Consider the following 22,178-nt stretch of genomic DNA (forward strand, 5'->3'; position numbering starts at 1 on the left):
TTTTCGGGGCGCTCTTCCTTTTTTTGCAGTTTTTCGAGCGCTCGAACGTGAAGTAAGACCATGTCGTCCCTTACGACAGCTGATGCGCGATGGTATGGAGCGAATCGCGCGCCGGTAGCCGCGTTTCCGGCTGTGCTCGGCGACCGGGAGCCCCGCTGATGCCCTCATCGGACCACATCTACGTCGATACGCTCGATGCGCTCGAGCCGCTCGATGCGCGAGGCGCGGCGCGAGGCCGCCCCGACGCCTGGCCGCCGGCGGTGTTCGACGCCCCCTTGCTGCGAGGGCTCGACGAGCGCGCGCGGCGCGAGATCGCCGAGGCAGGGCAGCTCCGCACCCCCTCGACCGACGAGGTCGTCTATCGCGCCGGCGACGCCGGCGACGCGCTCTTCGTCGTCGCCTCCGGGCGCATCGCGCTGCGCGCGACACGCCGCGGAGACGATCGCGATACGGAGGTGCGCACCGCCGCTGTGGGCGATGTCCTCGGCGAGGAGGCCGTCGTGGGCATGTCGCGCAGGACCACCGCGGTCGCCCTCGCGCCCAGCGTGCTCGCGGAGATCCCCGTCCACCTGTTCCGCCGCGCCGCCGGCCGCTCCGGCAAGGCCGAGATCGCCGAGAAGCTCGATCGCGCGCTGCGGAGGAGCGCCACGCGCGACCTCCTCAGCACCCTCTCCTTCACGCGCGACCTCGATCCGGAAGACATCGACACCCTCCTTGACGCGGTGAGTCACCGGCGCTTCGAGCGCGGTCAGGCCATCTATCGCGACGGGGATCCCGCGACCGAGCTGTGGCTCATCGCCGACGGGATGGTGCAAATCCAGACCGAGGAGGGAGATCGGATTCATGTGCGGGCGTACCTCACCCGGGGCGATTTCTTCGGCGATGTCGAGCTCGACGAGGGTCGCCGCCGGACGGCGAGCGCCGTGGCCAGCGGCGCGGCGACGCTCCTGTCGGTGCCGTCGAAGACGTTCGCCGGCCTCGCGCGGAAGCACCCTGATCTGATCCCGCGACTCCGGCGCATCACGGGCGAGCAGCGCGCCGCCCAGGAAGCGATCGTCGCCGGCCGGGCGCGCAACCACACCGCACATCTCTTCCGGGACCTCTATCGCCTCCAGGTGGCGCGGTCGCTCCTGGTCATCGATCTCGATACGTGCGCCCGCTGCGGGCACTGCGCGTGGTCCTGCGCCGACGTACACGGGATCTCGCGACTCGTCCGTCGCGGCGACAAAATACGCGCAAGGGTGGATGACGACGCGCCGGGCGCGCCGGCGGAGGCGCCGCGGAGCCTGCTCCTGCCGAACTCCTGTCAACATTGCGAGCGCCCCGCCTGCATGATCGAGTGTCCGACCGGCGCCATCGGCAAGGACACGGGAGGCGAGGTGTTCATCCGCGACGCGCTCTGCACCGGCTGCGGCGCCTGCGCCAAGGCGTGCCCCTGGGAGAACATCGCTATCGCGCCGCGCCCCCCCGCCGCGGAGCGCCCGGGCGGCGCGGGCTTCCCGGACATCGCGGTGAAGTGCGATCTCTGCCGCGAGCACGACGGCCCCGCGTGCGTGAAGGCCTGCCCCACGGGCTCGATCTTCCGCGTGAATCCGGCGGAGGAGATCGCCGACGTGCGCGATCTGCTCGGCGGGGCGCGGCGCGAGCAGGAGCGCTCCGCCGGGCAGCGGGGCGGCGCGGCGCTCCTCGCCGGGAGCGCGATCGCGGCGGCAGGGCTCGGCGCGGCGGGGCTGTCGGCGCACACGCGCGGGGCGCGGCCGGGCGACGGCGCCGCGCTCTGGGCTGGCGCCGCCGCGGCCGTGGGGGTCGCGCTGCTCCTCGGGTACGCCGTCCCGAAGCGCGCCGGGCGGCGGCTGTGGATGCGGCCCGGGCGGCGCGGCGGCGCGGCCGGCGAGGCGGACGACGCCGCGCCGGTCCGGAGCCGGCTGCGCCCGCAGCTGTCCGCGCACCTCGCGATCGGCCTCGTCACCGCCGGCCTCGCGCTCGCGCACGCGCCGTGGCCGCGGTCCGGCCGCCCGACGCTCGGCGCGGCGCTCCACCTCGCCTTCTGGGCGACCGCGGCGGCCGGCGCCTTCACGGCGCTCGCGTACCGGCTAGCGCCGCGGCGCCTCGCCCGGATCGAGCGCACCGCCGCGCTCCCCGAGGACTTCGCCGCCGCCCGCCGCGAGCTCCTCGACCGCTTCTACCGCGCGGTGAGCGGGCGCAGCGATCTGGTCAAGAAGATCGTCGAGAAGGTCCTCGTGCCCTACCTGAAGAGCCCCCTCGGCCCGCTCGCGCTCCTCGCCTCGGGTCGCGGGCTGCGCGAGGAGGAGCGCGCGCTGCGCGCCCGCATCGACGCCGTCCTCGAAGGGCGCGGCAGAGAGCGGCTGGCCGGCCTCGCGGAGCTCATCCGCATCGCCGTGGAGCTGCGCGCGCTCCCGGCCCAGCGCGCGCTCCTCGCCGCGCTCCGCGGCGGGCTGCCGGCGCACATCATCACGTTCGGCGTCGCCGCGGCGCTGCTCGTGCTCCACGCGATCACGGCGGCGAGCGTGCCCCGATGAGCGCGCGCCGGCCGATCGACAGGGCGCCAGACTCGCTATGAAATGGTTGCGGGGCACGGCATTTCTTTGTGCGTCGCGCGCCGCCCGCCGCGCGGCGAGGCGCGCGCCCGCGCGTGGCGACCGCGTTTCGCGCGGCCGACGGCGCGCGGGCGAGAGGCCTGGACTTTGCCTTCAGCGCCCAGGTACAATTTTCCTGACACCACCCCAGTAGAAGGTAGAGAAGCTGATGGCTGGTCCCTCGACCAAGTGGATGCGAGCGCTCTCCCGATCAGGCTCCGCCGAGGCGTGGGCGCCGAGAGCGCTGCTGCTCGTCACGTTGTTCACGGCGGCGGCGGTGATCGCCGGGGCGTGCAGCGGAGACGACAGCGGCCCTCCGGGGCCGCAGGACGGGACGGGCGGGCCCGACGCGGGGGCGGAGGCGGGCGACCCGTGCGTCGATGGCGAAGAGGTGGAGTGTCACATCACCCTCGGCGAGAACGCGGGCGTGCTGACCTGCATGGACGGCGTCCGCCGGTGCCAGGACGGGCGCTACGGCAGCTGCGACGGGACGATGACGATGCGGAGGTCGCCGTTCGGGCCTTCGCCCCGCGGGAGCGGCGAGAGCGGGTATCCGCGCCCGCTCGCCAACTCCGAGGCTTCGGACGGGGGTCTCTGCGCGACAAACCCGTGCGATCCGTCGTGCCAGTCGTTCGAGGAGGCGCCGGACGGGGGGCCCATCGACCTCTCGGGGACCGGCATCACGTACACGTGGTCGGTCGGGGACATCAACGAGCTGCCCGAGTCCGTGGCGCGGCAGGGCACGCACCAGCCCTGCACGACCAGCGAGGATTGCCAGTTCGACCAGTACTGCGAGCACCCCGCGCAGAGCGCGTGCGCCCACAGCCCGTGCGACACCGGCGGCACGCTCCTGACGACCTGCAGCGGCTGCGTCGCGAAGGTCTGCGACGCTCGGCCGAGCTGCTGCTATCAGCCGACGATACCGGCCGACTGTGGACATGACGCCTGCCAGACCGGCACCGCGACAAACATGACCACGACCTGCGGCGACCCGTGCATCCAAGCCATCTGCGCGTCGAACCCGCTCTGCTGCGAGATCCACCCCATGAGCTCGTCGGACTGCGAGACGCTCATCGGAGCGGGCAGCACCTTGATGACCGGCGGCAGGTGCAGTCGGCCCACCAGCATGATTTGCCCCACGCCGACCACGCTCACCGACGGCGCGTGCGTGCCGACCTGGGGCACCTACTGCAGGGGCCTCGTCGCGACCCGGTGCGCCCCCAAGACGTGCACCACGCCGACCAACTCGTGGGACGCGACGTGCGTCGCCCTGGCCGAGCAGGAGTGCGGCGCCGCGTGCGGCACCGAGCCAGGCGTGCAACAGGGCCTCTGCAAGTCCTACCTGCCGAACCAGACGAACCCCGCGTGCGGCGGCGTGGACCTCACGGTCGGCGTGCCCTGCGGCGCGACGATCCCGGTCTGCAACCGCGGCACCATGCCGGCGCCCGCGGGCATCGAGATTCACCGCTATCCCGCGGGCGCGGGCCAGCTCCCCTCCTCGGCCCCGGGCCGCATCCTGAACTCCTGCAGCCCGACCGGCGGCACCCTCGCCTGCACGACCGCGCAGCCGATCGCCCCGGGCGAGTGCATCAGCGTGGCCGGCTGCACGGGCCTCGCCGACGGCATGGAGCTCATCGTCAACCCGCCGGGCCCGGCGCAGATCGCCGAGTGCCAGTGCGGCAACAACGGGAGCATCTATCATCCGTTGCCCATGTGCGAGTCGCCGGGCTGCATCGCCACGGCCAGCGTCTCGATGATCAGGCCGGCCACCCTGTTCGTGACGCTCGATCGGTCCGCCTCCATGACGGCGAGCGGGGCGAGCGCCAACCGATGGACCCCGGCGCGTAACGCCCTCATGGCGTTCTTCGCGGATCCGGCGTCGGCCGGGCTCGGCGTCGCGCTCCGGTTCTGGCCGCACGACAACCCCGGCAATTGCAACGACTCCGCCGGCAACTGCCCGGGCTACGCCGTCAGCGGGTGCTCCAACCCGATCGTTCCCTTCGATGGCACGACGGCCCGGAGGCTGACCGCGGACCCCGCGCCGTTCGATCAGCAGGAGCTCGCGCTCGTCAGCGCGCTCGACCCCGGCCCCGGCACCAACGGCGATACGCCCATGTATCCGGCGCTGGACGGCGCCACGACCTGGGCGATCAACTACAAAAACGCCCACCCCGAGGAGGAGGTCGCGGTCGTGCTCGTGACCGACGGCATCCCGTCGAACTGCGACACCGTCCCGAGCCACATCGCGGACCTGGCGCGCAATGCCTACGAGAACCACGGCGTCCGCGTGCACGCGGTCGGCTTCGGCGCCTCGAGCGCGGAGATCATCAACCTCATCGCCATGCGAGGCGGCGGGCGGGCGTTCAACCTCACCGCCGGCATGGGGCTGGCGACGACCCTCCGCGACGCGCTCGTCTCGATCCGCGGCCAGGCGCTCTCCTGCGACGTGACGGTCCCCCTCGCCGGCGCGTCGGATCCCGCCTCGGTGTCGGTCGTCCACGTGAACAGCGCCGGCACCGAGACCGTGCTCACGCCCCGGGCCGACCTCGCCAGCTGCGGCCAGGGCTGGTACTTCGCCGACGCGTCGAACACGAGCGTCAAGCTCTGCCCACAGACGTGCACGGCGCTCCGTGACACCCCTGGGAAGGTCCGCGCGACCGTCCCGTGCGTGACCACGACGCTCACGCCCATGACCACGAGCTGGGAGCGCTACCACGGCGTCTGCCCGCCGGGGACCAAGACCCAGTGGGGGTTCCTCCGGTACAGGACGGCGACGCCGGGCGACTCGAGCGTCGAGTTCTTCGTGCGCGCGGCCGACGACCCCGACGACCTCGACGGGGCCACGGTGCGGCTCGCCGCCACCGCCCACGCGGTGCCCACCGACACCCGGATCTGCGATGAGGACTCGACGCCGCCGTGCGCGATCGACCTCTTCGACGTGCTGCAAGAGCTGCCGGACGCCCGGACCGAGTACCTCGAGATCCAGATGAGGCTCAATCCGACGAGCACGGGCGGCGGCGGTGTTCAGGTGCAGGACTGGGAGATCACGTATTCATGTCCGGATTCCGAATGAGCCGCCGCATTGCGGCGATCGCCCTGCTCTCCGCCGCGGCCGTCGCCGCGGCGTGCGGCGCAGACGACGACAACCGGCCGAGGCCTCAGTCTCCCTCCGGCGGCGCCGGGGCCGCCGGCGGTGCGGGCGGCGGCGGCGACGGCGGCCGCGGCGGCGCGGGCGGCGGCGCCTGCGGCGACGGCGTCGCCGAGCTGGACGAGGCGTGCGACGGGGCCGATCTCGGGGGCGCCACGTGCGAGAGCCTCGGCTTCGACGGCGGCGTGCTGCAGTGCAGCCCCGAGTGCACCGCCGACACGTCGGGCTGCACGGGCGTGGAGGCGTGCCAGGACGGCCGCGACAACGACGGCGACGGCAGCGCCGACTGCGGCGATCCGGAGTGCGAGGCGGCGTGCGCGGACCTGTGCGCCGCCCCGGTGGCGCTCTCGGATCCCGCGCTCGTCACCGGCGATACGAGCGGCCACGCGGCGGTCGAGGGCGGGTGCGCGGCGGGGGCCCCGGGCGTCGCCTACACGTTCACCGCGACCACCACCGGGTTCCTCGACGTGGTGCTGACCCCGGAGACCGACGCCGCGCTCGTCGCCGTGCTGCGCGGCGATTGCGACGACGCCGGGACGGAGCTCGCGTGCGGCGGCGCCAGCGCCGGCGCGGGCATCGACAACCGGCTCACCGTCCCCGTCCGCGAGGGCGACGCGTTCCACGTGATCGTCACGAGCGCGAGCGCGGACCTGGCGGGCGCGTTCGCGCTCGGCGTGAGGAGCCGCGTGACCGCCTGCGGCGACCGCATCCAGGATCCGGCCGAGGAGTGCGACGACGGCAACGACGAGCCGGGCGACGGGTGCAGCGACGAGTGCCGGATCGAGGCGACCGAGGTCGAGCCGAACAACGCCATCGCCACGGCCAACCCCTACGAGGAGCCGTTCTTCGCCATCATCGATCCGCCCGAGGACAAGGACGTCGTGCGCGTCACCGTGCCGACCGGGCCCACGGCGCTCGTCGTGGAGACCGGCGACATCACGAGCTCCGACTGCCTCGAGGGCCGGCTCGACACCATCGTCGAGATCCTGGACGAGAGCGGCGCGCTGATCGTGCGGCGCGACTCCGGGGGGATCGGCCTGTGCGCCCGCGCCGTCGCGCCGGCGCTCCCGGCGGGCGACTACTACGTCCGCGTCACGGCGCGCGTCGGCCCCGAGCAGCGGGCTCCGTACGGGCTCCTCGTGACGCTCGTCCCCGAGGTCTGCGGGGACGGGGACACCACCGCCGGCGAGCAGTGCGACGACGGCAACACGGCGCCCGGCGACGGGTGCAGCGCCGCCTGCCGCTTCGAGCTCCACGAGACGGAGCCGAACGACGCGCCGGCGCAGGCCAACGCCCACGCCGCGCCGTGGCTCGCGGAGATCTCGCCGGCAGGCGACGTCGACGTTGTCGCCGTGAACGTGCCCGGGCCGCGCTCGACCTTGATCGCGACCGTCAGCGACAACGGCACCGAGGCCTGCGCGACGAACCGGCTCGACAGCTACGTCGAGATCCTCGGCGGCGACGGGGCCGACGTGCTCGCCTCGGACGACGACTCGGGGGTCGGCTACTGCTCCTCCGCGTCGGCCACCGACCTGGCCGCGGGCACCTATCGCGTGCGGGTCAGGGCCTCGGACCTCGTCCCCGACGCGACCTTCTTCTATCGACTGAATGTCACGATCCTCTAGCCCGGCCGGCGGAGGGAACCGGACCGCGGCCCCGTCCGCCGGCGCCGAGGGGGAGGCTCCGTCCGGCGGCGCCACCCGGGAGCCTGCACCGCCGCCCGACCCATCGAAGACGCTGTACCGCGCCGACCTGTCCGATCCGCGCCAGCGCGCCGCCCAGCCGCGCGAGATCGTGCGCGGCCGCGCCGCGCGCCGCGCCGAGTCGACGTCCGACGTCACCCGCTTCCGGGGCGTGCTGCCGGCCGCGCTGGCGGGCGCCGTCGCGACCGGCGCGGCGGCGCTGCTCTTCCCGCCGCCCGGGGGGCACGCGGCGCCGGGGCCGCTCTCGCTGCCCCACGCGCGCGCGCAGCTCGCGTGCGCGTCGTGCCACGCCGAGGAGGCGACCGCGGGCCCGCGGGGTGCTGCGGAAGCTGCGCCGCGGGGTGCTGCGAAAGCCGCGCCGCGGGGAGCCGCAGAAGCCGCGCCGCGCGGGTCCGCGGCGGGCGCGCGCCTGGACCGGGCCTGCGCCGGGTGCCACGGCGACCACGGGTCCACCCGCGCGAGCCACGCGCAGCTGCTCGCGAGCGGCGCGATGAGCTGCGCCACGTGCCACCCCATCCACCGCGGAGACCAGGGCGTCGTGTTCGACCCCGCGGGGCCGCCGGTGCGCTTCGCGCCGGGCGCCGAGGTGGAGCTCCCGAGGGCGGCCTTCCGCCCGAGCCAGCCGGCCACGGTCGCGATCGTCACCGCCGGGAGCTGCGCGTCGTGCCACGACCTCGGCGCGCCGCGCGACCCGATCGCGCGCTGCCTCGTCGCGGCGCAGGCGCCGCTCGGCGACGCCCGGCCGATCGCCTGCTTCGACGAGCACCGCCCTGCCCTGCCCGACGACGCCGCGACCGGCCGCGCCGGCCGCAGCGGAGGAGGCGGCGTGTGCCGCGGCCAGCACACCGAGGACCGCGCCCTCGCGTGGGAGGCCGCGCGCGACGCCGCCGCGGCCATGCCGGTCGTGACGGGCGCGGCCGGCGCCGCCCCCGGGGGCGCGCTGCCGCACGGGCGCGCGCTGCTCTGGATGGGCGCCGGCCTCGCCGCCGCCGGCCTCGCGCTCGCGGGCGCCCGCGGCGGCCATGCGCTGCGCGCGCGGCGCTCGCGGCGGCCTTCGCGCGACGCCGAGGCGGCCGAGGCGATGCTGCGCCCCGCGGCGCGCGTGCGCCTGCCCCGGATCGACACGACCACCTGCCTCGGCTGCTACGCGTGCGTCGACGCTTGCCCGTACGACGTGCTCGCGGTCGAGCGGTACGTCGCGGTCGTGGCCCGCCCCGAGGCGTGCTGCGGCCTCACCCTGTGCGAGCAGCGCTGCCCCAACGGGTCGCTCACCATCGAGGGCGGCGCGCCGATCGAGGGCCGCCCGCGCCTCGGCGACGACCTCGGGAGCCCCGACGTGCCGGGGCTGTACCTCGCCGGCGACGTCACCGGGCTCCCCCTCATCAAGAACGCCATCCACCAGGGCGCGTTCGCGGCGTCGCGCATCGCCGAGGACCTGCGGAAGGCCGGCGACCGCGGCCCGGGGCTCGATCTGATCATCGTCGGCGCGGGGCCCGCCGGGATCAGCGCCGCGCTGCGCGCCAAGGAGCTCGGCCTCTCGTTCGAGGTGATCGAGCAAGGCAGCGTGGCGCAGAGCATCCAGAGCTTCCCGCGCGGCAAGCTTGTCTTCGATCAGCCGCTCGACCTGCCCGTGACCGGGAAGCTGTGGCTGAAGGAGTCGACCAAGGAGGAGCTCCTCGCCCACTGGCTCCGCATCGTGCGGAAGGAGCGGCTCCCCATCGTGCAGGAGACGCGGATGGTGTCGGTGGCGCGGCTCGGCGACGGCGCGGGCGCAGCCGCCGAGGCCCCGGCCGGCTTCGCCGTCGTCACCGAGCCGCGCGACGGCGGGCCGCGCACCGAGCGCCGGGCGCGGCGCGTGCTGCTCGCCCTCGGCCAGCGCGGCTCGCCCCGCCGGCTTCCGTTCGAGCTGTCCGCCGAGGTGGAGGGCCGGGTGTACTACCACCTCGCCGACGCGCGGAGCCTCGCGGGCCAGCGGGTGCTGATCGTCGGGCTCGGCGACGTGGCCATGGAGGCCGCCATCGCGCTGTCCCGCCAGCCGGCCACCGAGGTCGCCGTCGTCTACCGCGGCGGCGGGTTCCGGCGCGGAAAGACGCGAAATATCGAGGAGATACGCCGGCTTCATGCCGCGTCCCGCCTCTCGCTCCGGTTCGAGACCGACGTCGCCGCGCTGGCCGCGGATCCGCGCGGCGCGCTCGTGGCGACCCTCGCGTCGCCGTCCGGGGCCGAGGCGCACCCGTGCGACGCCGTGCTCGTCCTGATCGGGAGCATCCCGCCCTGGAGCGCCCTCCGCGCCGCCGGTGTCCGGCCGACCGTGGAGCCGTCAGATCGTTCGGCGCCCGGCGACGTCGAAGGGACCACGCCTGCGGGCCCTCCGCCGTGAGCTCGGCGGATGCCAACGGATGCCCGACGTAAGCTCGACGTAAGATCGAGGGGCGCAGGCCGTTCTCTGGAGGAGCCATGAAGCCGACCCACGTCGCCCTGTTCTCCGCCCTCGGCATGATGTTCACGAGCCTCTCGGTCTACTCGCTCGTCCCCTCGGGCGCCGCCGTGGAGGCCGCCGAGGTGACCGCCGAGCCGCCCCCCGTCGTCCCGGAGGTGACGGGCGGCGCCGTGGCCGCGGTCGATCCGAGCCGCTTCGCCACCGGATCCAGGCTGATGCTGGAGGGGCGCGTCGGCCACGCCCGCCTCCCCCGCTCGGCGCGGGAGACGTTCCTGATGTTCGAGGTCCGCAGCGACGACGCGCCCGCCAGGGCGCAGGCGCAGGCGAACCTCTCGCTGGTCATCGATCGCTCCGGCTCGATGAAGGGCACCCGCCTCGCCAACGCCGTCCAGGCGGCGACGACCGCCGTCGGCCGCATGAACGACGGCGACGTGGTGTCGGTCGTCACCTTCGACACGAGGACGACCGTGGTCGTGCCGCCCACGACCGTCGGGCCGGACACGCGCGGCCGCATCCTCGCGGGCGTCCGCGGCATCTCGCTCGGCGGCGACACCTGCATCTCGTGCGGCATCGAGGAGGGCCTGTCGCTGCTCGCCCAGGCCGGCGGCGGGGTGAGCCGGATGCTCGTCCTCAGCGACGGCGACGCCAACCACGGCGTGCGCGATCTCCCCGGCTTCCGCGCGATCGCGCAGCGGGCGCGCGATCGCGGCGTGAGCATCACGACCATCGGGGTCGACGTCGACTACAACGAGAAGATCCTGTCGGCGATCGCGCTCGACTCGAACGGCCGGCACTACTTCGTCGAGAACGACGCCGCGCTCGCGCGCATCTTCGAGGCGGAGGCGGAGCAGCTCACCGCCTCCGTGGCGAACGGCGCGGAGCTCGCGATCGCGCTCGCGCCCGGCGTCACGCTCGATCGGGTCTTCGATCGCTCGTTCCGGCGCGCCGGCGACCAGGTGATCGTGCCGCTCGGCGCGTTCGCGGCGGGCGAGGTGAAGACGGTGCTGCTCAAGGTGCGCCTCGGCGGCCTCGGCGGCGATGCACGCGGCGCGTCGCCGATCGCCGACGTCGGCCTCACGTACCGGGATCTCGTCGCGAAGACCGACGCCCGGTGCGAGGGCAAGCTCGGCGTCGCGATCGCGGACCGCGACGCCGACGCGAGCGAGCTCGACGCGCTCGTCGCGGGGCGCGTGCAGCGCAGCGAGACGGCGGCGACGCTGAAGCAGGCCAACTTCCTGTTCGAGCAGGGGCGGCTCGACGAGGCGCGCAGCAAGCTCGACGCGCAGCAGCGGTCGCTGCGGAGCGCGGCCGACAAGGCGAAGCGCGCCGCGCCGGCGGGCCGCGCGAAGGACGTGGCGTCCGACTTCGAGAGCCAGATCGCGGCGCTGGAGCGGGCCGACACGAGCTTCGGCGCGCCGCCGTCGTTCGCGACGCCGCCGCCGCCGGCCGCCCCCGCGAAGCCGGGCGGCTTCGCGCAGGCCCCGGCGGCGGCGCGGCCGGCCCCGGCGCAGTCCCGCGAGGGCAAGGCCGCCGTCCGCCGCAACGAGGCGGACGCCTTCGATCTCGCCCGCTGACGCGCGGTCCGGGGCGGCGCGCGCTCGTGCGGCGGCGCGCGCTCCCGCGGCGGCGAGCCGCGCGCCGCGGCCGGGACGTTGACACGGGTCGGGCTTTCGGGTTTTGACTCCGGGCGGTGGGCGTTCGACCTAGGGCGAGCCGTCCGGGGAACCGGCGGACCGGTGGCGACGGCGCGCAGGGCTCGCCCCCGCGGGAGCCCCCGTCGCCGACCCGGAAGACGCCCCCCGCGCGGCGGGGCCGCGGCGCGGGGCAGCGCACGCCGGCGTCGCGGCGCCCGGCGCGGCCCTGGCCGAGGCGCGGGCGGGCGCTGCTCCTCGGGCTCGCGGGCGCGCTCGCGGCGGCGGGCGCGGCGCTCCTCGCGCTGGTGATCGGCTTCGGGCGCACGAGGGTCCCGGACCGGGGGCGCGTCGTGGAGATCAACTGGCCGGAGGGGCTCGACGCGGGCGAGGCGGCCTCGCTCCTCGCGGCCGAGGGGCTCGTGGAGAGCGAGCGCGCGATGGCGCTCTACCTGCGCGCGACGGGCGGCACCGAGGGGTTCGTGCCGGGCCCGCACCTGCTCTTCGAGGGCGCGACGCCGCGGGAGCTGCGGCAGCTGCTCACGCGCGCGGAGGGGCGCCCCACGGCGAAGGTGACGATCCCCGAGGGGTGGAACCGCTTCGACGTCGCGGCCCGGCTGGAGAAGCTGCGCGTCGCCGGCAGGAAGACGTTCCTCGCCGCGACCGCGGACGGCGCGTTCCTGGACGCGCTCGGCATCGAGCGCGGCGGCGCCGTGGGGGCGGAGAGCGCGGAGGGGTACCTCTTCCCGGCGACGTACGAGTTCCCGCTCGACACGGACGCGCGCGACGTGGCGAAGCGCCTCGTCGCCGAGGCCGACCGGCGCTGGACCGCGCTCACGGCCGAGAGCAAGGACGGGCTCGCCGCGCTGCAGGCGACGCTCGGCTGGGGTCGTCGCGAGGTGCTGACGCTCGCGTCCATCGTCGAGAAGGAGGCGGTCGTCGCGGAGGAGCGGCCGCTCATCGCGAGCGTGTTCCTGAACCGGCTCCTCGACCCGACGTTCCGCTCGCGGCGGCTCCAGTCCGACGCGACGGCGCTCTACGGCTGCGTCGCCTGGCCCCAGGAGGCGCCGTCGTGCGCCGAGTGGGGCGGCAAGCCCACGCCCGCGGTGGTGCGGGATCCGAGGAACCGCTACAGCACCTACGCGCACCCGGGGCTGCCGCCGGGGCCGATCGCCAACCCTGGGGGGCCGTCGATCGCGGCCGTGCTCGCGCCGGCGGCGACGAAGTACCTGTACTTCGTGGCGGCGGGCGGGGGGCGCCACCGGTTCAGCGAGAGCCTGGACGACCACAACGACGCGGTGAGAAAGCGGCGGGAGGCGACGGCGTCGCCCAGGCTCACCGCCGCGCCGCCCAAGCCGGCAGAGCCGGGCGAAGCGTCCGGCGAGACCGACGTCGAGTAATTTTTCACACAGTTGGGACCGCCGGTGCCGCCACAAAGGCTTCCCGCGCGCGCCCGAGACCTTCCCGCGCGCTCCGGAAGCTTCGCGCGCGCTCCCGAGACCTTCGCGCGCGCTCCGGAGCACGAGGTTTCGCGTACTTAGCGGCGTCCGCGGCGTCCCCGGGGCCGTCCGGCGCGCGCCGTGAGACGAATTTCCCGGGAAATTCGACCCTCCGCCCCGCGCGCGAAGCTTCCGGACCGCGCGCGAAGCCTTCCGGACCGCGCCGGAAGCCTCCGCGCCAGCGACGGGACCGCTCGCGCGCGGTCCGGAAGCCCCCCAGCACACGAACGGCGCCTCCACCCGCCCGCCCCATCGCTCCGGCGGCGCTCCGATCGTCCGCGCGCCGTCCGCTTCCTGAAGCAGCGCGTGCCGCAGTAGATTCGCGCGCCATCATGCCCCGCCCCGCCCCGCTCTTCCTCGCGCTCTCCGCTCCCCTCGCCCTCGCCGCAGCAGGCTGCTCGTCCGGCGCCACGCCCCCGGCCGAGCGCCACGCCGCGCCGCAGGCGGAGGCGCTCGCGACCGCGCCGGCGAGCGCCGCGCCGCCGCCGACCGATCCACCCGCGATCGCCTCCGCCTCCGCGAGCGCCGCCACCCCCGCTCCCGCGGCCTCCGCGCCCGCCGCCCCCGCCGCCAGCGCCGCAGCCTCCGCCGCCCCCGCCGCCAGCGCCGCGGCCGACCCGGCGGCCCCCGCCTCGGCCCCGGCCGACGCCGGGCCGCTCCCGAAGGTGAAGGTCGCGAACATCGGCATGCACATCGGCGGCGGCCCTCACGACGACTTCACGAAGGAGCCGATCAAACGCTCGGTCGCGCCCCACTTCGACGACTTCCGCCGCTGCTTCGCGCTCGCGGAGGACCCGACCAAGGGCGGCGACTTCGGGATCGACCTGCGCATCGAGAAGGACGGCGGCAAGGCCGAGGTGCGCAAGCCGCGCACGGCGCTCAAGGGCGCGGCGTTCACGAAATGCGTGGTCGGCGTCTTCGAGCGGATCGACTTCCTCAAGCCGAGGCGAGGCCCCACCGTGGTGAGCTACTCGCTCCGGTTCACCCCGTGAGCACGCCCGAGCTCACCCAGGGCGCCCGAGGTCCGGCAGCGACTTCGGCAGCGACCCGCGCGACGCCTCCACGGCCGTCTCGCCGGCGCGGTCGAGCGCGTACTTGAAGAGGATCGGGCCGAACACCTCGTTCAGCGCCACGCACCCGATGACGAGCGCGCGGAAGCCGGCGCCCAGGCTCGGGAACGCGCGCTCGATCGTCAGGCTGATGCCCAGCGTGAGCCCGGCCTGCGAGATCAGCCCGCACCACGCCCACTTGCGCAGCACCGGCGGGTCGTCCGCGAGCCGGTTGCCGATGCGGCTCGCCACCCAGGTCACGAAGGCGCGCGACGCGCCGAAGAGCAGCGCGACCGGCCACATCGTCTTGAGCAGCGGCAGATCGAGGTGCGCGCCCGCCGTCGCGAAGAACAGCACGAACACCACGCTCGCGGCGTCCTCGACCGCGTGCACCAGCTTCTCGCCCTGCTTCGACAGGTTCGCGACGACGAACCCGGCGACCACGAACACGAGCAGCGCGTCGAAGCGGAGGTAACGCAGCACCTCCGTGGCCCCGAAGCCGAGCGCCACGAACACGAGGATGAGCTGCCGGCCGATGAGCCGCATGTAGGCCGCCAGCGCGAGCCCGAGCGTCGTGCCGATCGAGATGCTCCCGAGGATCTCGCGGCCGAGCAGCTCGATCTCGTGCATCGACATCGTCGTGCCCGGCTCGATCAGCGGCCGCACCGTGGAGAGCGCGACCGCCGTCACGACGATGACGATGATGTCCGACGTCATCACGAACGCGAGCGTGTTCATCGCCACCGGCCCCGTCGCGCGCGTCTGCGAGAGGATGCCGAGCACGGCCGAGGGGCTGCGGGTGACCGCGATGACGCCCCAGAGGACCGCCACGCCGAACGCCGCGGCGATCGGGAGGTCGGCCGCGAACGGGACGAGCGAGCGCGCGGCGTAGAAGACGCCGGTCATCGCCACGAACACGAGGACCGTCTGCACGAGGTTGTGCAAGAGGAGGCTCCTCAGGCTCTTCTTGACCATCTCGAGCCGGAGCTCGGCCCCGCCGGCGAGCGCGATGAGCGCCAGCGCGAGCGCGTTGACCCGCGAGATCTCCTCGACGGCGTGGTGATCGACGAGCTTGAGGACGTGCGGCCCCGCGACGATGCCCGCGAGGATGTAGCCCGAGAGGTGCGGCAAGCGGAGCGGCTCGACGAGCTCGCTCGCGAGCGTGCCCGCGAGCAGGAGGAAGCCGATCGAGGCGATGGTGCCCGCCGGGCCGTTGTCGTTCGGGACCGCGCGCGTCGTCGCGTAGAGCACGCCGAACAGGATCACCAGCGCGACCGCGTGCGTGAGGTGGTTCAGCGGGCCCTTGGGGGCCGACCCGTGATGGCCGGAAGGGGGCGGGCCGTGCGGCTCGGGGGCGGCCGCGGGCCCAGGCGGGCCGGCGGGCGCGGCCGCGCCGGCGGGCGCGTCGGGCGCGATGTCAGGGAGTGCTGCAGCGCTCACGGGGACACCTCCTACCCCTCGCCCCGCTCGGCCACCGGCGGCGGCGGGACATCGCCGTCGCCCGGCGCGGCGTCGCGCGCGGCGCGGGCCAGCCCGCGGCCGAAGAAGAGCGACTCCCGCTCGGGCGCGGCCAGCTCGCCGGCCTTGCGGAGCGTGGCGCGCAGCGCCTGCGGCCCGACGAGCTCGCCGAACACGGCCGCCGCCGCCGCGGCGACGAGGACGGTGTGCCCGACCGGGCCCGGGAAGCGCAGCGCGAAGGCGAGCCCGACGCTGATGGCGACGGCGCCCGACGAGAGCAGCCCGAGGCCGAGCCAGGGCGATGTCTCGCGCGCGTCCGGCGAGGCGACCCGGAAGACGAGGCCGGTCGCGAGCTTGCCGAGGACCCGCGCCGCGAGCGCGATCGCCACGATCCAGGGCAGGAACGGCGCCGCCTTCGGGTTCACGTGCGCGCCCGCGAGCAGGAGCGCCGGCAGGATGACCGGCCGCTCGGTCGGCGCGACCATCGCGACGATCTCCTCGCGGTGCCGGGAGAGCGCGGCGATGGTCACGCCCAGCGCGAACGTCGCGAAGAGCGGCGACAGGCCGACCCGCGCGCTCGTGCCCATCGTGAGCAGCGACGTGCCGAGCAGCACGCCCCAGCTCTGGATCAGGCGGAAATCGCTGCCGAGGAGCACGACCGCGATGAGCCCGAGCACCACGCCGATGAGCGCCGTGACGATCGTCCACCCCCAGAACGAGAGCGGCCAGTGGCCCGTCGCCTGCGGGACGAGCGCGAAGGCGCCGCCCATCATGAGCAGCGGCCCGAGGTCGTCGCAGTCGGCGATGTCGGCGATGAGGTCCGAGAGCTTGCCGCTCGCGCTGTAGCGCTGCGTGACCCAGAGCACGGCGTGCCGCGTCGTCTCGGCCGAGACGGCGCCCACGCCCGCCGCGAGCAGCACCCGGTCGCCGCGCTCCAGCGACGGCGCGCCGCGCGCCGCCGCGAACCACACCGCGGCGGCCACCGCCGAGCCGGTGAGCAGGCTCATCAGCACGCAGAGCGCCATGCGCGACGGCCGGACGCGGCGGTTGCCCACGAAGCCGAAATCGAGGCCGACCACGAGCGCGAGCCAGCCGAGCGCGACGCCCGCCACGGGCTCGAACGCGGCGAGCGACGAGGGCTCGAGCAGCCCGAGCGCCGAGGGCCCGAGCACGAAGCCGAGCACCACGTACTCGGCGCCCGAGGGGAGGCCGATGCCCCGCAGCACGCGGCCGCCGACGAGCGAGCTGCCGAGGTACGACAGCACGAGCAGCCCCATCAGGAGCCAGACGGCGTTCACGAGGCCGCGCCCCGATCCGGCGGCGCGCGGCGCGGCGCGCCGCCGGAGGGCGCCGGCGCGCGCCCGAGCGGGATGCCGGCGGCGACGAGCGCCTGCGCCACGGCGGTGAGCCAGCGGCTGCGCACGTCGTCGCCGTCGCACGCCATCGTGGCCCGGAAGTGCGCGCCGCCCTCGTCGATCGCGACGAGCGCTGCGCGGGCGCGGCTGCCGAGGCTCGATCCGGTCTTCAGGAGCAGCTCCCGCACCCGGTCGAGATCCGCGGAGGGGTCGACGCTGATCTCGAGGGACACGAGCGGGGGGCGGCCGCGGACGCGCGTCGGGTGGAACAGGCTGAGCAGGTGGGGCACGCGCACGACGCACCCGTCCTCGTCCTCGAGGCGCGCCTCGATCAGCGTCAGCTCGCGGACCCGCCCGGACCGGCCGCCCACGTCGGCGACGTCGCCGACGCGCAGGCGCCGCCCGTAGATGACCGAGAGGCCGACGCCCGCCGAGGCGATGAGCGGCGTGCCGGCGAGCCCGGCCGACGCGAGCACCACGAAGCCGATCCGCGTGAGCGCCCCCTCGTCGGTGCCGGTGATGAGCGGCGCCGCGAGCAGCAGCGCGGCCACGAGGATGCCGAAGCGGACGAGGACCCCGGTCGCGACCGCGAGATCCGAGGGGAGCCACCCGAGCGACGTCTCGCCCCGGCTGACGCTCCCGAAGAACAGCCCCACGAAGCGGATGACGACGATGACCGCGAGCGTCGCGAGGATCGCGAGCACGAGCACGGGGACGCTCCGCGCGATGCGCCCCATGAGCTCCGACATCGGCGCGAGCACGAAGCCGGTGAGCTTCTGGCTGTAGTTGCGCGTGGACTCGAACAGGGAGAGCGCGAAGAGGATCCAGATGTAGGCGATGCCCACCCGGACGAGGATGCCGGCGGCGCCGAGCGCGACGGAGAGCGCGCCCTGGGACGCGGCGGGCCGGAGCATCTCGATGCCGCGGACGTGCAGCGCGGGGAGCCGCTCCGGGTGCTCGGCGACCCAGGCGCGCGCCCGCTCGACGAGCTCGCCGACCTTGCGGAGCAGGAGCAGCGCGATCAGCCCCGAGAAGACGAGCAGCGAGAAGGAGAACACGCTCGTGGCGAGGCGGCTCCGGCTGTGCTCCTTGGCGAGGACGTCGCGCACCGTGGCGGCGATCGCGGCGGCGTGGACCGAGACGGTGGTGGTGCCCGCCGCGACGGCGTCCTCGGGCCCGATGTGGATGAGCGGGCTCTCGCCGACGTAGATCACCGCCACGCCCGCCTGCTCGTCGACGCGGACCTCGGGGACCTGCTTCTCCTGGGCGGCGCGCTCCAGGACCTTCGCCGCCTCGCGGGCGCGCTCCGGGGGGGAGAGGCTGCCGCGGTGCACGCGGATGGCGAACACCGTGCGGCCAAGCAGCTCGACGCGCGCCTCGGGCTGCTCGACCGTCGGGGGCGGCGGGGGGTCGGGCGCGCGCGGCTCGGCCTGCTCGGCGGTCGGCTGCGGCGGCGCGGGCGCCAGCACGACCTGCGCGGCCGCCGACCGGGCCGGCGCGGGCGACGGCGCGACGTGCACGATCGGCGGCTGCACGGGCGGCGGCTGGGCCGCGGGCGGCGCCGGCGGCGTCGCGGCGGCCTGCTCGGGCGGCGGATCGGCCGCGGCCGGCGGATCGGCGGACGGCGCCGGCGCGGCGGCGAGCGGCGCCGAGGCGGCCTGCACGGGCGCGGGCTGCGCCGGCGGCGCGGAGGCGGACTGAGCGGCCGGCGCCGACGCGGCCGACGCCGACGCGGCCGGCGCCGACACGGCCGGCGGGGCGGAGCCCGGCGCGGGCGCGTGCTGCGCCGACGGCGCGGAGGTCGCCTGAGCGGGCGCCGCCGTGGCCCGCGCAGATCGCGGCGCGGCCCCCGAGGCGGAGGGCATCGGTGCGGGCGGCGGCGGCGCGGGCGCGTGCTGAGAAGGCGGCGCGGGCGCCCGCTGCTGCGGCGAGGGCGCAGGCTGCGCGAGCGGCGCGGGCGCAGGCTGCGCGAGCGCGCCCTGCGCCGCGTCGGCGAACGCTGGGCCGGCGAGGGAGACGAGGCCGGCGAGCGCGGCCAGAAGCGCGGGGAACAGCCGCTGCACGCCGGCACTTTCGACCGGAGGCGGTGCGCCGGTCAAGGCAGGATAGCGACGAGGCCGCTCGCGGGAACCACGGGCGCCCACGCCAGCGCGGCGGTCGAGGCCGCGGGCCGCTCCGACGATCGCCCCGCCGGCGCCCGCCCGATGACGGATCGCCTTGCCGCCGCCGCGGGGCGCTGGCAGGGCGCCCGCGTGGCAAGGACCAAGAAATCCGTGGCCCCGTCGCTGCTCGTCGGCGACATCGGAGGCACGAACACCCGGCTCGCGCTCTACGACGCCTCCGGCGACAGGCCGCTCTCCGAGGCGGTCTTCCGCAGCCGCGAGCACGCGAGCTTCGAGGAGATCGCCCTCCCGTTCCTCGTCCGCAGCGACGCGCCCCACCCCGCGGTCGCCGTGCTCGGCGTCGCCGGCCCCATCAAGGACCACGTCGCCACCATCACGAACCTGCCCTGGCGCCTCGCCGAGCGCGAGCTGTCGCGCCGGCTCAAGATCGCGCGCGTCCTGCTCGCGAACGACCTCGTGGTCGGCGCCCGGGGCTGCCTGCACATCCCCCGCGCCGCGATCGCGCCGCTCACCGAGCGCCGGCCGCGGCCGAAGGAGAGCAACCTGGCCGTCATCGCCGCCGGCACCGGCCTCGGCGAAGCCCGGCTCATCTGGGACGGCGCCCGGCACCTGACGCTCCCGACCGAAGGGGGCCACGCCGACTTCGCCCCGCGCTCCGCCGTCGAGGTCGAGCTGTGGCAGTTCCTCGCCGAGCGCCACCCGGATCACGTGAGCTACGAGCGGGTCCTCTCGGGCGACGGGCTCGGCGCCCTCTTCGATTTCTTCGCCGCCCGCGCCGCCCGCGTGCCCCGCGCGATCGAGCGCCGCCTCTCCGAGGGCGACCGCAACGCGGCGATCGCCGAGCTCGGGCTCGCGCGCGCGTTCCGGCCCGCCGCGCGCGCGGTCGACCTGTTCGTCGAGATCTACGGCGCCGAGGCGGGCAACCTCGCCCTGCGCGAGCTCGCGCTCGGCGGGGTCTTCGTCCTCGGCAACATCGCGAGGAACCTCGTCACCGCCCGGCGCGAGCTGTTCATGAAGTCCTTCCTGAAGAAGGGCCGCCTCACGCCCCTCCTCGAGGGGGTGCCCGTCGCCGTGGTCACCGATCCCCTCGTCGGCGTCCGCGGCGCGCTCGCCCTCGCGAGGGAGCTCACCGCGCGCGGCGACGACGACGACGGCGCGCCCCGGCGCCGCGCGCCGTCCCGCAGGTCCTGAGCGAGGCGCGCGCCCCGCGCGCGCGACGCCGCCTCAGCGCGCGCCCGCGTCCTCCGCCCCGCCCGCGCCCCCGGGCGCCGGGATCTCGAAGACGAAGCGCGCGCCGCCGCGCGCCCCGGCCTCGACCCAGATCGAGCCCCCGTGCAGCGCGACGATCCGCCGCGCGATGTACAGGCCGAGGCCGGCCCGGCCCGCGCGCCCGCCCCGCCGCTGGAAGCGCTCGAACACCGCGGCGCGCTCCTCGGGCGCGATGCCGGGCCCCGCGTCCTCGACCGAGCAGCGCGCGCGCGCGCCCTGCGCCTCGAGCGCGATGAGGACCTCGGCCCCCCGCGGCGAGTGCCGGATCGCGTTCTCCACGAGGTTCAGGACGACCTGGTAGAGCCGCCGGGCGTCGCCGTCCACGAGCGCGGCGCCGGCGGCCTCGCGGCGGAGCTGCACCCGCGCCTCGGCCGCGATGGGGGCCACCGTGTCGACCACCTCGGCGACCACGTCGCCCAGCGAGAACCGCTGCGGCTCCATCCGCAGCTCCCCCGCGTCGGCGAGCGCGGCGTCGAGGATGTCCGAGATGAGCGACGTCATCCTGTCGACGTTGCGGAGCAGCCGCCCCGCGATCGTCGCGCGCTGCGCCGCCGTCGGAGGGCTCTCGGCGTGCTCGATGAGCGACCCCTGGAGCCGGATGGCGTGCAGCGGGGCCTTCAGGTCGTGCGACACGATCGACAGGAGCTCGTCGCGGTGCCGCCCGAGCTCCTCGAGCCCGGCGCGCGCCGCCTCGAGCTCGGCGCCCTTTGTCGCGAGCTCGCGGGCGATGTCCGCGAGCGCGGTCGTCAGCGTGATGGCGGCCTCCTTGATCCGGACCGCCTCGTCCCGCGCGGGAGCCCGCCCGAGCAGGATGCGCGATCCGCCCGCGGCCGGGACCACGAGGAAATTCACCGGCGCCTGCCCCTCCCCCTCGCGGCACACCTGGAGCTCCCACGTGGCGGGCGCCTCGTGGGCCAGCGCGGCCGAGAGCTTCTCGCGGCTCTCCTCGTGGAACAGCGAAGCGACGTCCCTGCCCGGCGCGGCGGCGCCGCCGAGCAGCCGCTCGGCCGCCGCGCTGGCGTGGGTGATCTCGCCGCGCTGCACCACGAGCAGGAGGTCGTCCTCGCTCGCGAGGAGGGCGCCGAGGAGCGCCGCGGCGTCCGGCTGCGTCACCGCCATGCCCTCGCGACCTCCACCGCCCGCGAGGCCGACGCCGCGACCTCATCGGCCCCGAGCAGCTGGATCGCGTCGGGCAGCGCCGCGACGGCGCGGCCGCCCGCGAGGATCTTCACGCCGGGCACGTCCTCGCGCACGCGCTGGATGAGCGCGCGGGCCGCCGGCAGGTGCTCGCCGAGGGTGACCGATACGGCGAAGAGCTTCACCTCGCTCCGCCTGAGCTCGTCGAGCCCGCGCGCGAGCGAGATCCCCCCGCTCGTGAACGTCGTCTGCCAGCCGTCGAGGGCGAGGAGATCGGCGACCATGCGCGCGCCGAACCCGTGGAGCTCGGGCTCGACGTAGCCGACCACCGCCAGCGGGCCCCCCGCCGGCCACCGGATCAGCGGGTAGATGGAGGCGACGGCGGTCTGCGCGACCGCCGTGGCGAGGTGCTCGTCCGCGACGCTGATCCGGTTCTCGTACCAGCGGCGCCCGACCTCCTCCATGGCGGGCACGACGACGCGCTCGTAGATGTAGCCGAGCCCGTCGCCGATCGCGGCGTGCAGCACGCTCCGCGCGGCGACGTAGTTGCCCGTCAGGATCGCGGCCGTGAACAGGCGCGCCTCGGCGTCGTCGCCCTCGGCGATCCGCGGCTCTCGGCTTGCAGCTCCTCCCTCGCCCGACGGCATCTGCGCGCGTGTCGTGGCTTCTGGCGCAAGGAGCCATGGCGTCAAGCCTCGCGCCGCGCGGAATCGCCGCGGCCGCGCGCCAGCGGCTCGACGCGAGCTGGCGCGCAGCCGCTGGCGCGCGG

General features: G+C 75.6%; 13 protein-coding genes. 8 read left to right on the top strand and 5 right to left on the bottom strand.

Features of this window, described 5'->3' with window-relative positions; genetic code table 11:
* Positions 1 to 158: 158 nt before the first annotated feature.
* From WMF20_RS25480 to WMF20_RS25510, 7 genes are all read left to right on the top strand, one after another.
* Positions 159 to 2,540 carry a cyclic nucleotide-binding domain-containing protein gene (locus tag WMF20_RS25480; protein ID WP_437604550.1) on the top strand — a complete coding sequence of 794 codons (2,382 nt, stop codon included), beginning with the start codon at positions 159 to 161 and terminating at the stop codon, positions 2,538 to 2,540.
* 226 nt (positions 2,541 to 2,766) lie between these two features.
* Entirely contained in the window at positions 2,767 to 5,670 is a 2,904-nt protein-coding gene (locus WMF20_RS25485) for a vWA domain-containing protein (protein WP_437604551.1), read from the top strand.
* Entirely contained in the window at positions 5,667 to 7,370 is a 1,704-nt protein-coding gene (locus tag WMF20_RS25490; protein ID WP_437604552.1) for a DUF4215 domain-containing protein, read from the top strand. Before WMF20_RS25485 ends, WMF20_RS25490 begins: the two co-directional genes overlap by 4 nt.
* A complete protein-coding gene (locus WMF20_RS25495) occupies positions 7,354 to 9,828 on the top strand; it encodes an NAD(P)-binding domain-containing protein (RefSeq protein WP_437604554.1) in 2,475 nt (824 codons plus the stop codon). The genes WMF20_RS25490 and WMF20_RS25495 overlap by 17 nt, the downstream gene beginning before the upstream one ends.
* A 77-nt stretch (positions 9,829 to 9,905) precedes the next feature.
* Positions 9,906 to 11,462, top strand: a complete 1,557-nt coding sequence (locus WMF20_RS25500) for a vWA domain-containing protein (RefSeq protein WP_437604555.1) — start codon at positions 9,906 to 9,908, stop codon at positions 11,460 to 11,462.
* A gap of 116 nt (positions 11,463 to 11,578) precedes the next feature.
* Entirely contained in the window at positions 11,579 to 12,919 is a 1,341-nt protein-coding gene (mltG, locus tag WMF20_RS25505; protein WP_437604557.1) for an endolytic transglycosylase MltG, read from the top strand.
* Between the two features lie 431 nt (positions 12,920 to 13,350).
* Positions 13,351 to 14,010 carry a hypothetical protein gene (locus WMF20_RS25510; protein WP_437604558.1) on the top strand — a complete coding sequence of 220 codons (660 nt, stop codon included), beginning with the start codon at positions 13,351 to 13,353 and terminating at the stop codon, positions 14,008 to 14,010.
* A 12-nt stretch (positions 14,011 to 14,022) separates the two neighbouring features.
* Here the strand turns inward: WMF20_RS25510 and WMF20_RS25515 are convergent, their stop codons facing one another.
* From WMF20_RS25515 to WMF20_RS25525, 3 genes are read right to left on the bottom strand one after another with little or no spacing between them, the layout of a single operon-like run.
* Positions 14,023 to 15,507 (bottom strand): cation:proton antiporter, encoded by a 1,485-nt coding sequence (locus tag WMF20_RS25515; RefSeq protein ID WP_437604559.1) that lies wholly within the window; start codon positions 15,505 to 15,507, stop codon positions 14,023 to 14,025.
* Positions 15,508 to 15,518: 11 nt separating this feature from the next.
* The gene (locus WMF20_RS25520; protein ID WP_437604560.1) at positions 15,519 to 16,823 is read right to left on the bottom strand and encodes a cation:proton antiporter; all 1,305 of its coding nucleotides are present in this window, start codon (positions 16,821 to 16,823) and stop codon (positions 15,519 to 15,521) included.
* On the bottom strand, positions 16,820 to 18,943 hold the full coding sequence (locus WMF20_RS25525; RefSeq protein ID WP_437604561.1) for a mechanosensitive ion channel family protein: 2,124 nt from the start codon (positions 18,941 to 18,943) through the stop codon (positions 16,820 to 16,822). Before WMF20_RS25525 ends, WMF20_RS25520 begins: the two co-directional genes overlap by 4 nt.
* Positions 18,944 to 19,084: 141 nt before the next feature.
* On the opposite strand from WMF20_RS25525, the gene WMF20_RS25530 reads away from it, so the two are divergent.
* Positions 19,085 to 20,194, top strand: coding sequence for a glucokinase (locus tag WMF20_RS25530; RefSeq protein ID WP_437604563.1), 1,110 nt, complete (start codon positions 19,085 to 19,087; stop codon positions 20,192 to 20,194).
* Between the two features lie 33 nt (positions 20,195 to 20,227).
* Here the strand turns inward: WMF20_RS25530 and WMF20_RS25535 are convergent, their stop codons facing one another.
* Together WMF20_RS25535 and WMF20_RS25540 are read right to left on the bottom strand one after the other, a co-directional pair.
* Complete coding sequence (locus tag WMF20_RS25535) at positions 20,228 to 21,391, bottom strand: sensor histidine kinase (protein WP_437604564.1); 1,164 nt, start codon at positions 21,389 to 21,391, stop codon at positions 20,228 to 20,230.
* Complete coding sequence (locus WMF20_RS25540) at positions 21,382 to 22,056, bottom strand: cobalamin B12-binding domain-containing protein (RefSeq protein WP_437604566.1); 675 nt, start codon at positions 22,054 to 22,056, stop codon at positions 21,382 to 21,384. Before WMF20_RS25540 ends, WMF20_RS25535 begins: the two co-directional genes overlap by 10 nt.
* Positions 22,057 to 22,178 lie beyond the last annotated feature (122 nt).

Source organism: Sorangium sp. So ce834 (genome assembly GCF_051521425.1).
Classification (GTDB): Bacteria; Myxococcota_A; Polyangia; order Polyangiales; family Polyangiaceae; genus Sorangium; species Sorangium cellulosum_D.

What these genes read in the sequence shown, in the direction of transcription:
- WMF20_RS25485 (WP_437604551.1), top strand. Translation starts at nt 2,767, where the DNA reads ATGGCTGGTCCCTCGACCAAGTGGATGCGAGCGCTCTCCCGATCAGGC.
- WMF20_RS25495 (WP_437604554.1), top strand. Translation starts at nt 7,354, where the DNA reads ATGTCACGATCCTCTAGCCCGGCCGGCGGAGGGAACCGGACCGCGGCC.
- WMF20_RS25535 (WP_437604564.1), bottom strand. Translation starts at nt 21,391, where the DNA reads ATGGCGGTGACGCAGCCGGACGCCGCGGCGCTCCTCGGCGCCCTCCTC.
- WMF20_RS25480 (WP_437604550.1), top strand. Translation starts at nt 159, where the DNA reads ATGCCCTCATCGGACCACATCTACGTCGATACGCTCGATGCGCTCGAG.
- WMF20_RS25510 (WP_437604558.1), top strand. Translation starts at nt 13,351, where the DNA reads ATGCCCCGCCCCGCCCCGCTCTTCCTCGCGCTCTCCGCTCCCCTCGCC.
- WMF20_RS25500 (WP_437604555.1), top strand. Translation starts at nt 9,906, where the DNA reads ATGAAGCCGACCCACGTCGCCCTGTTCTCCGCCCTCGGCATGATGTTC.
- WMF20_RS25540 (WP_437604566.1), bottom strand. Translation starts at nt 22,056, where the DNA reads ATGCCGTCGGGCGAGGGAGGAGCTGCAAGCCGAGAGCCGCGGATCGCC.
- WMF20_RS25490 (WP_437604552.1), top strand. Translation starts at nt 5,667, where the DNA reads ATGAGCCGCCGCATTGCGGCGATCGCCCTGCTCTCCGCCGCGGCCGTC.
- WMF20_RS25530 (WP_437604563.1), top strand. Translation starts at nt 19,085, where the DNA reads ATGACGGATCGCCTTGCCGCCGCCGCGGGGCGCTGGCAGGGCGCCCGC.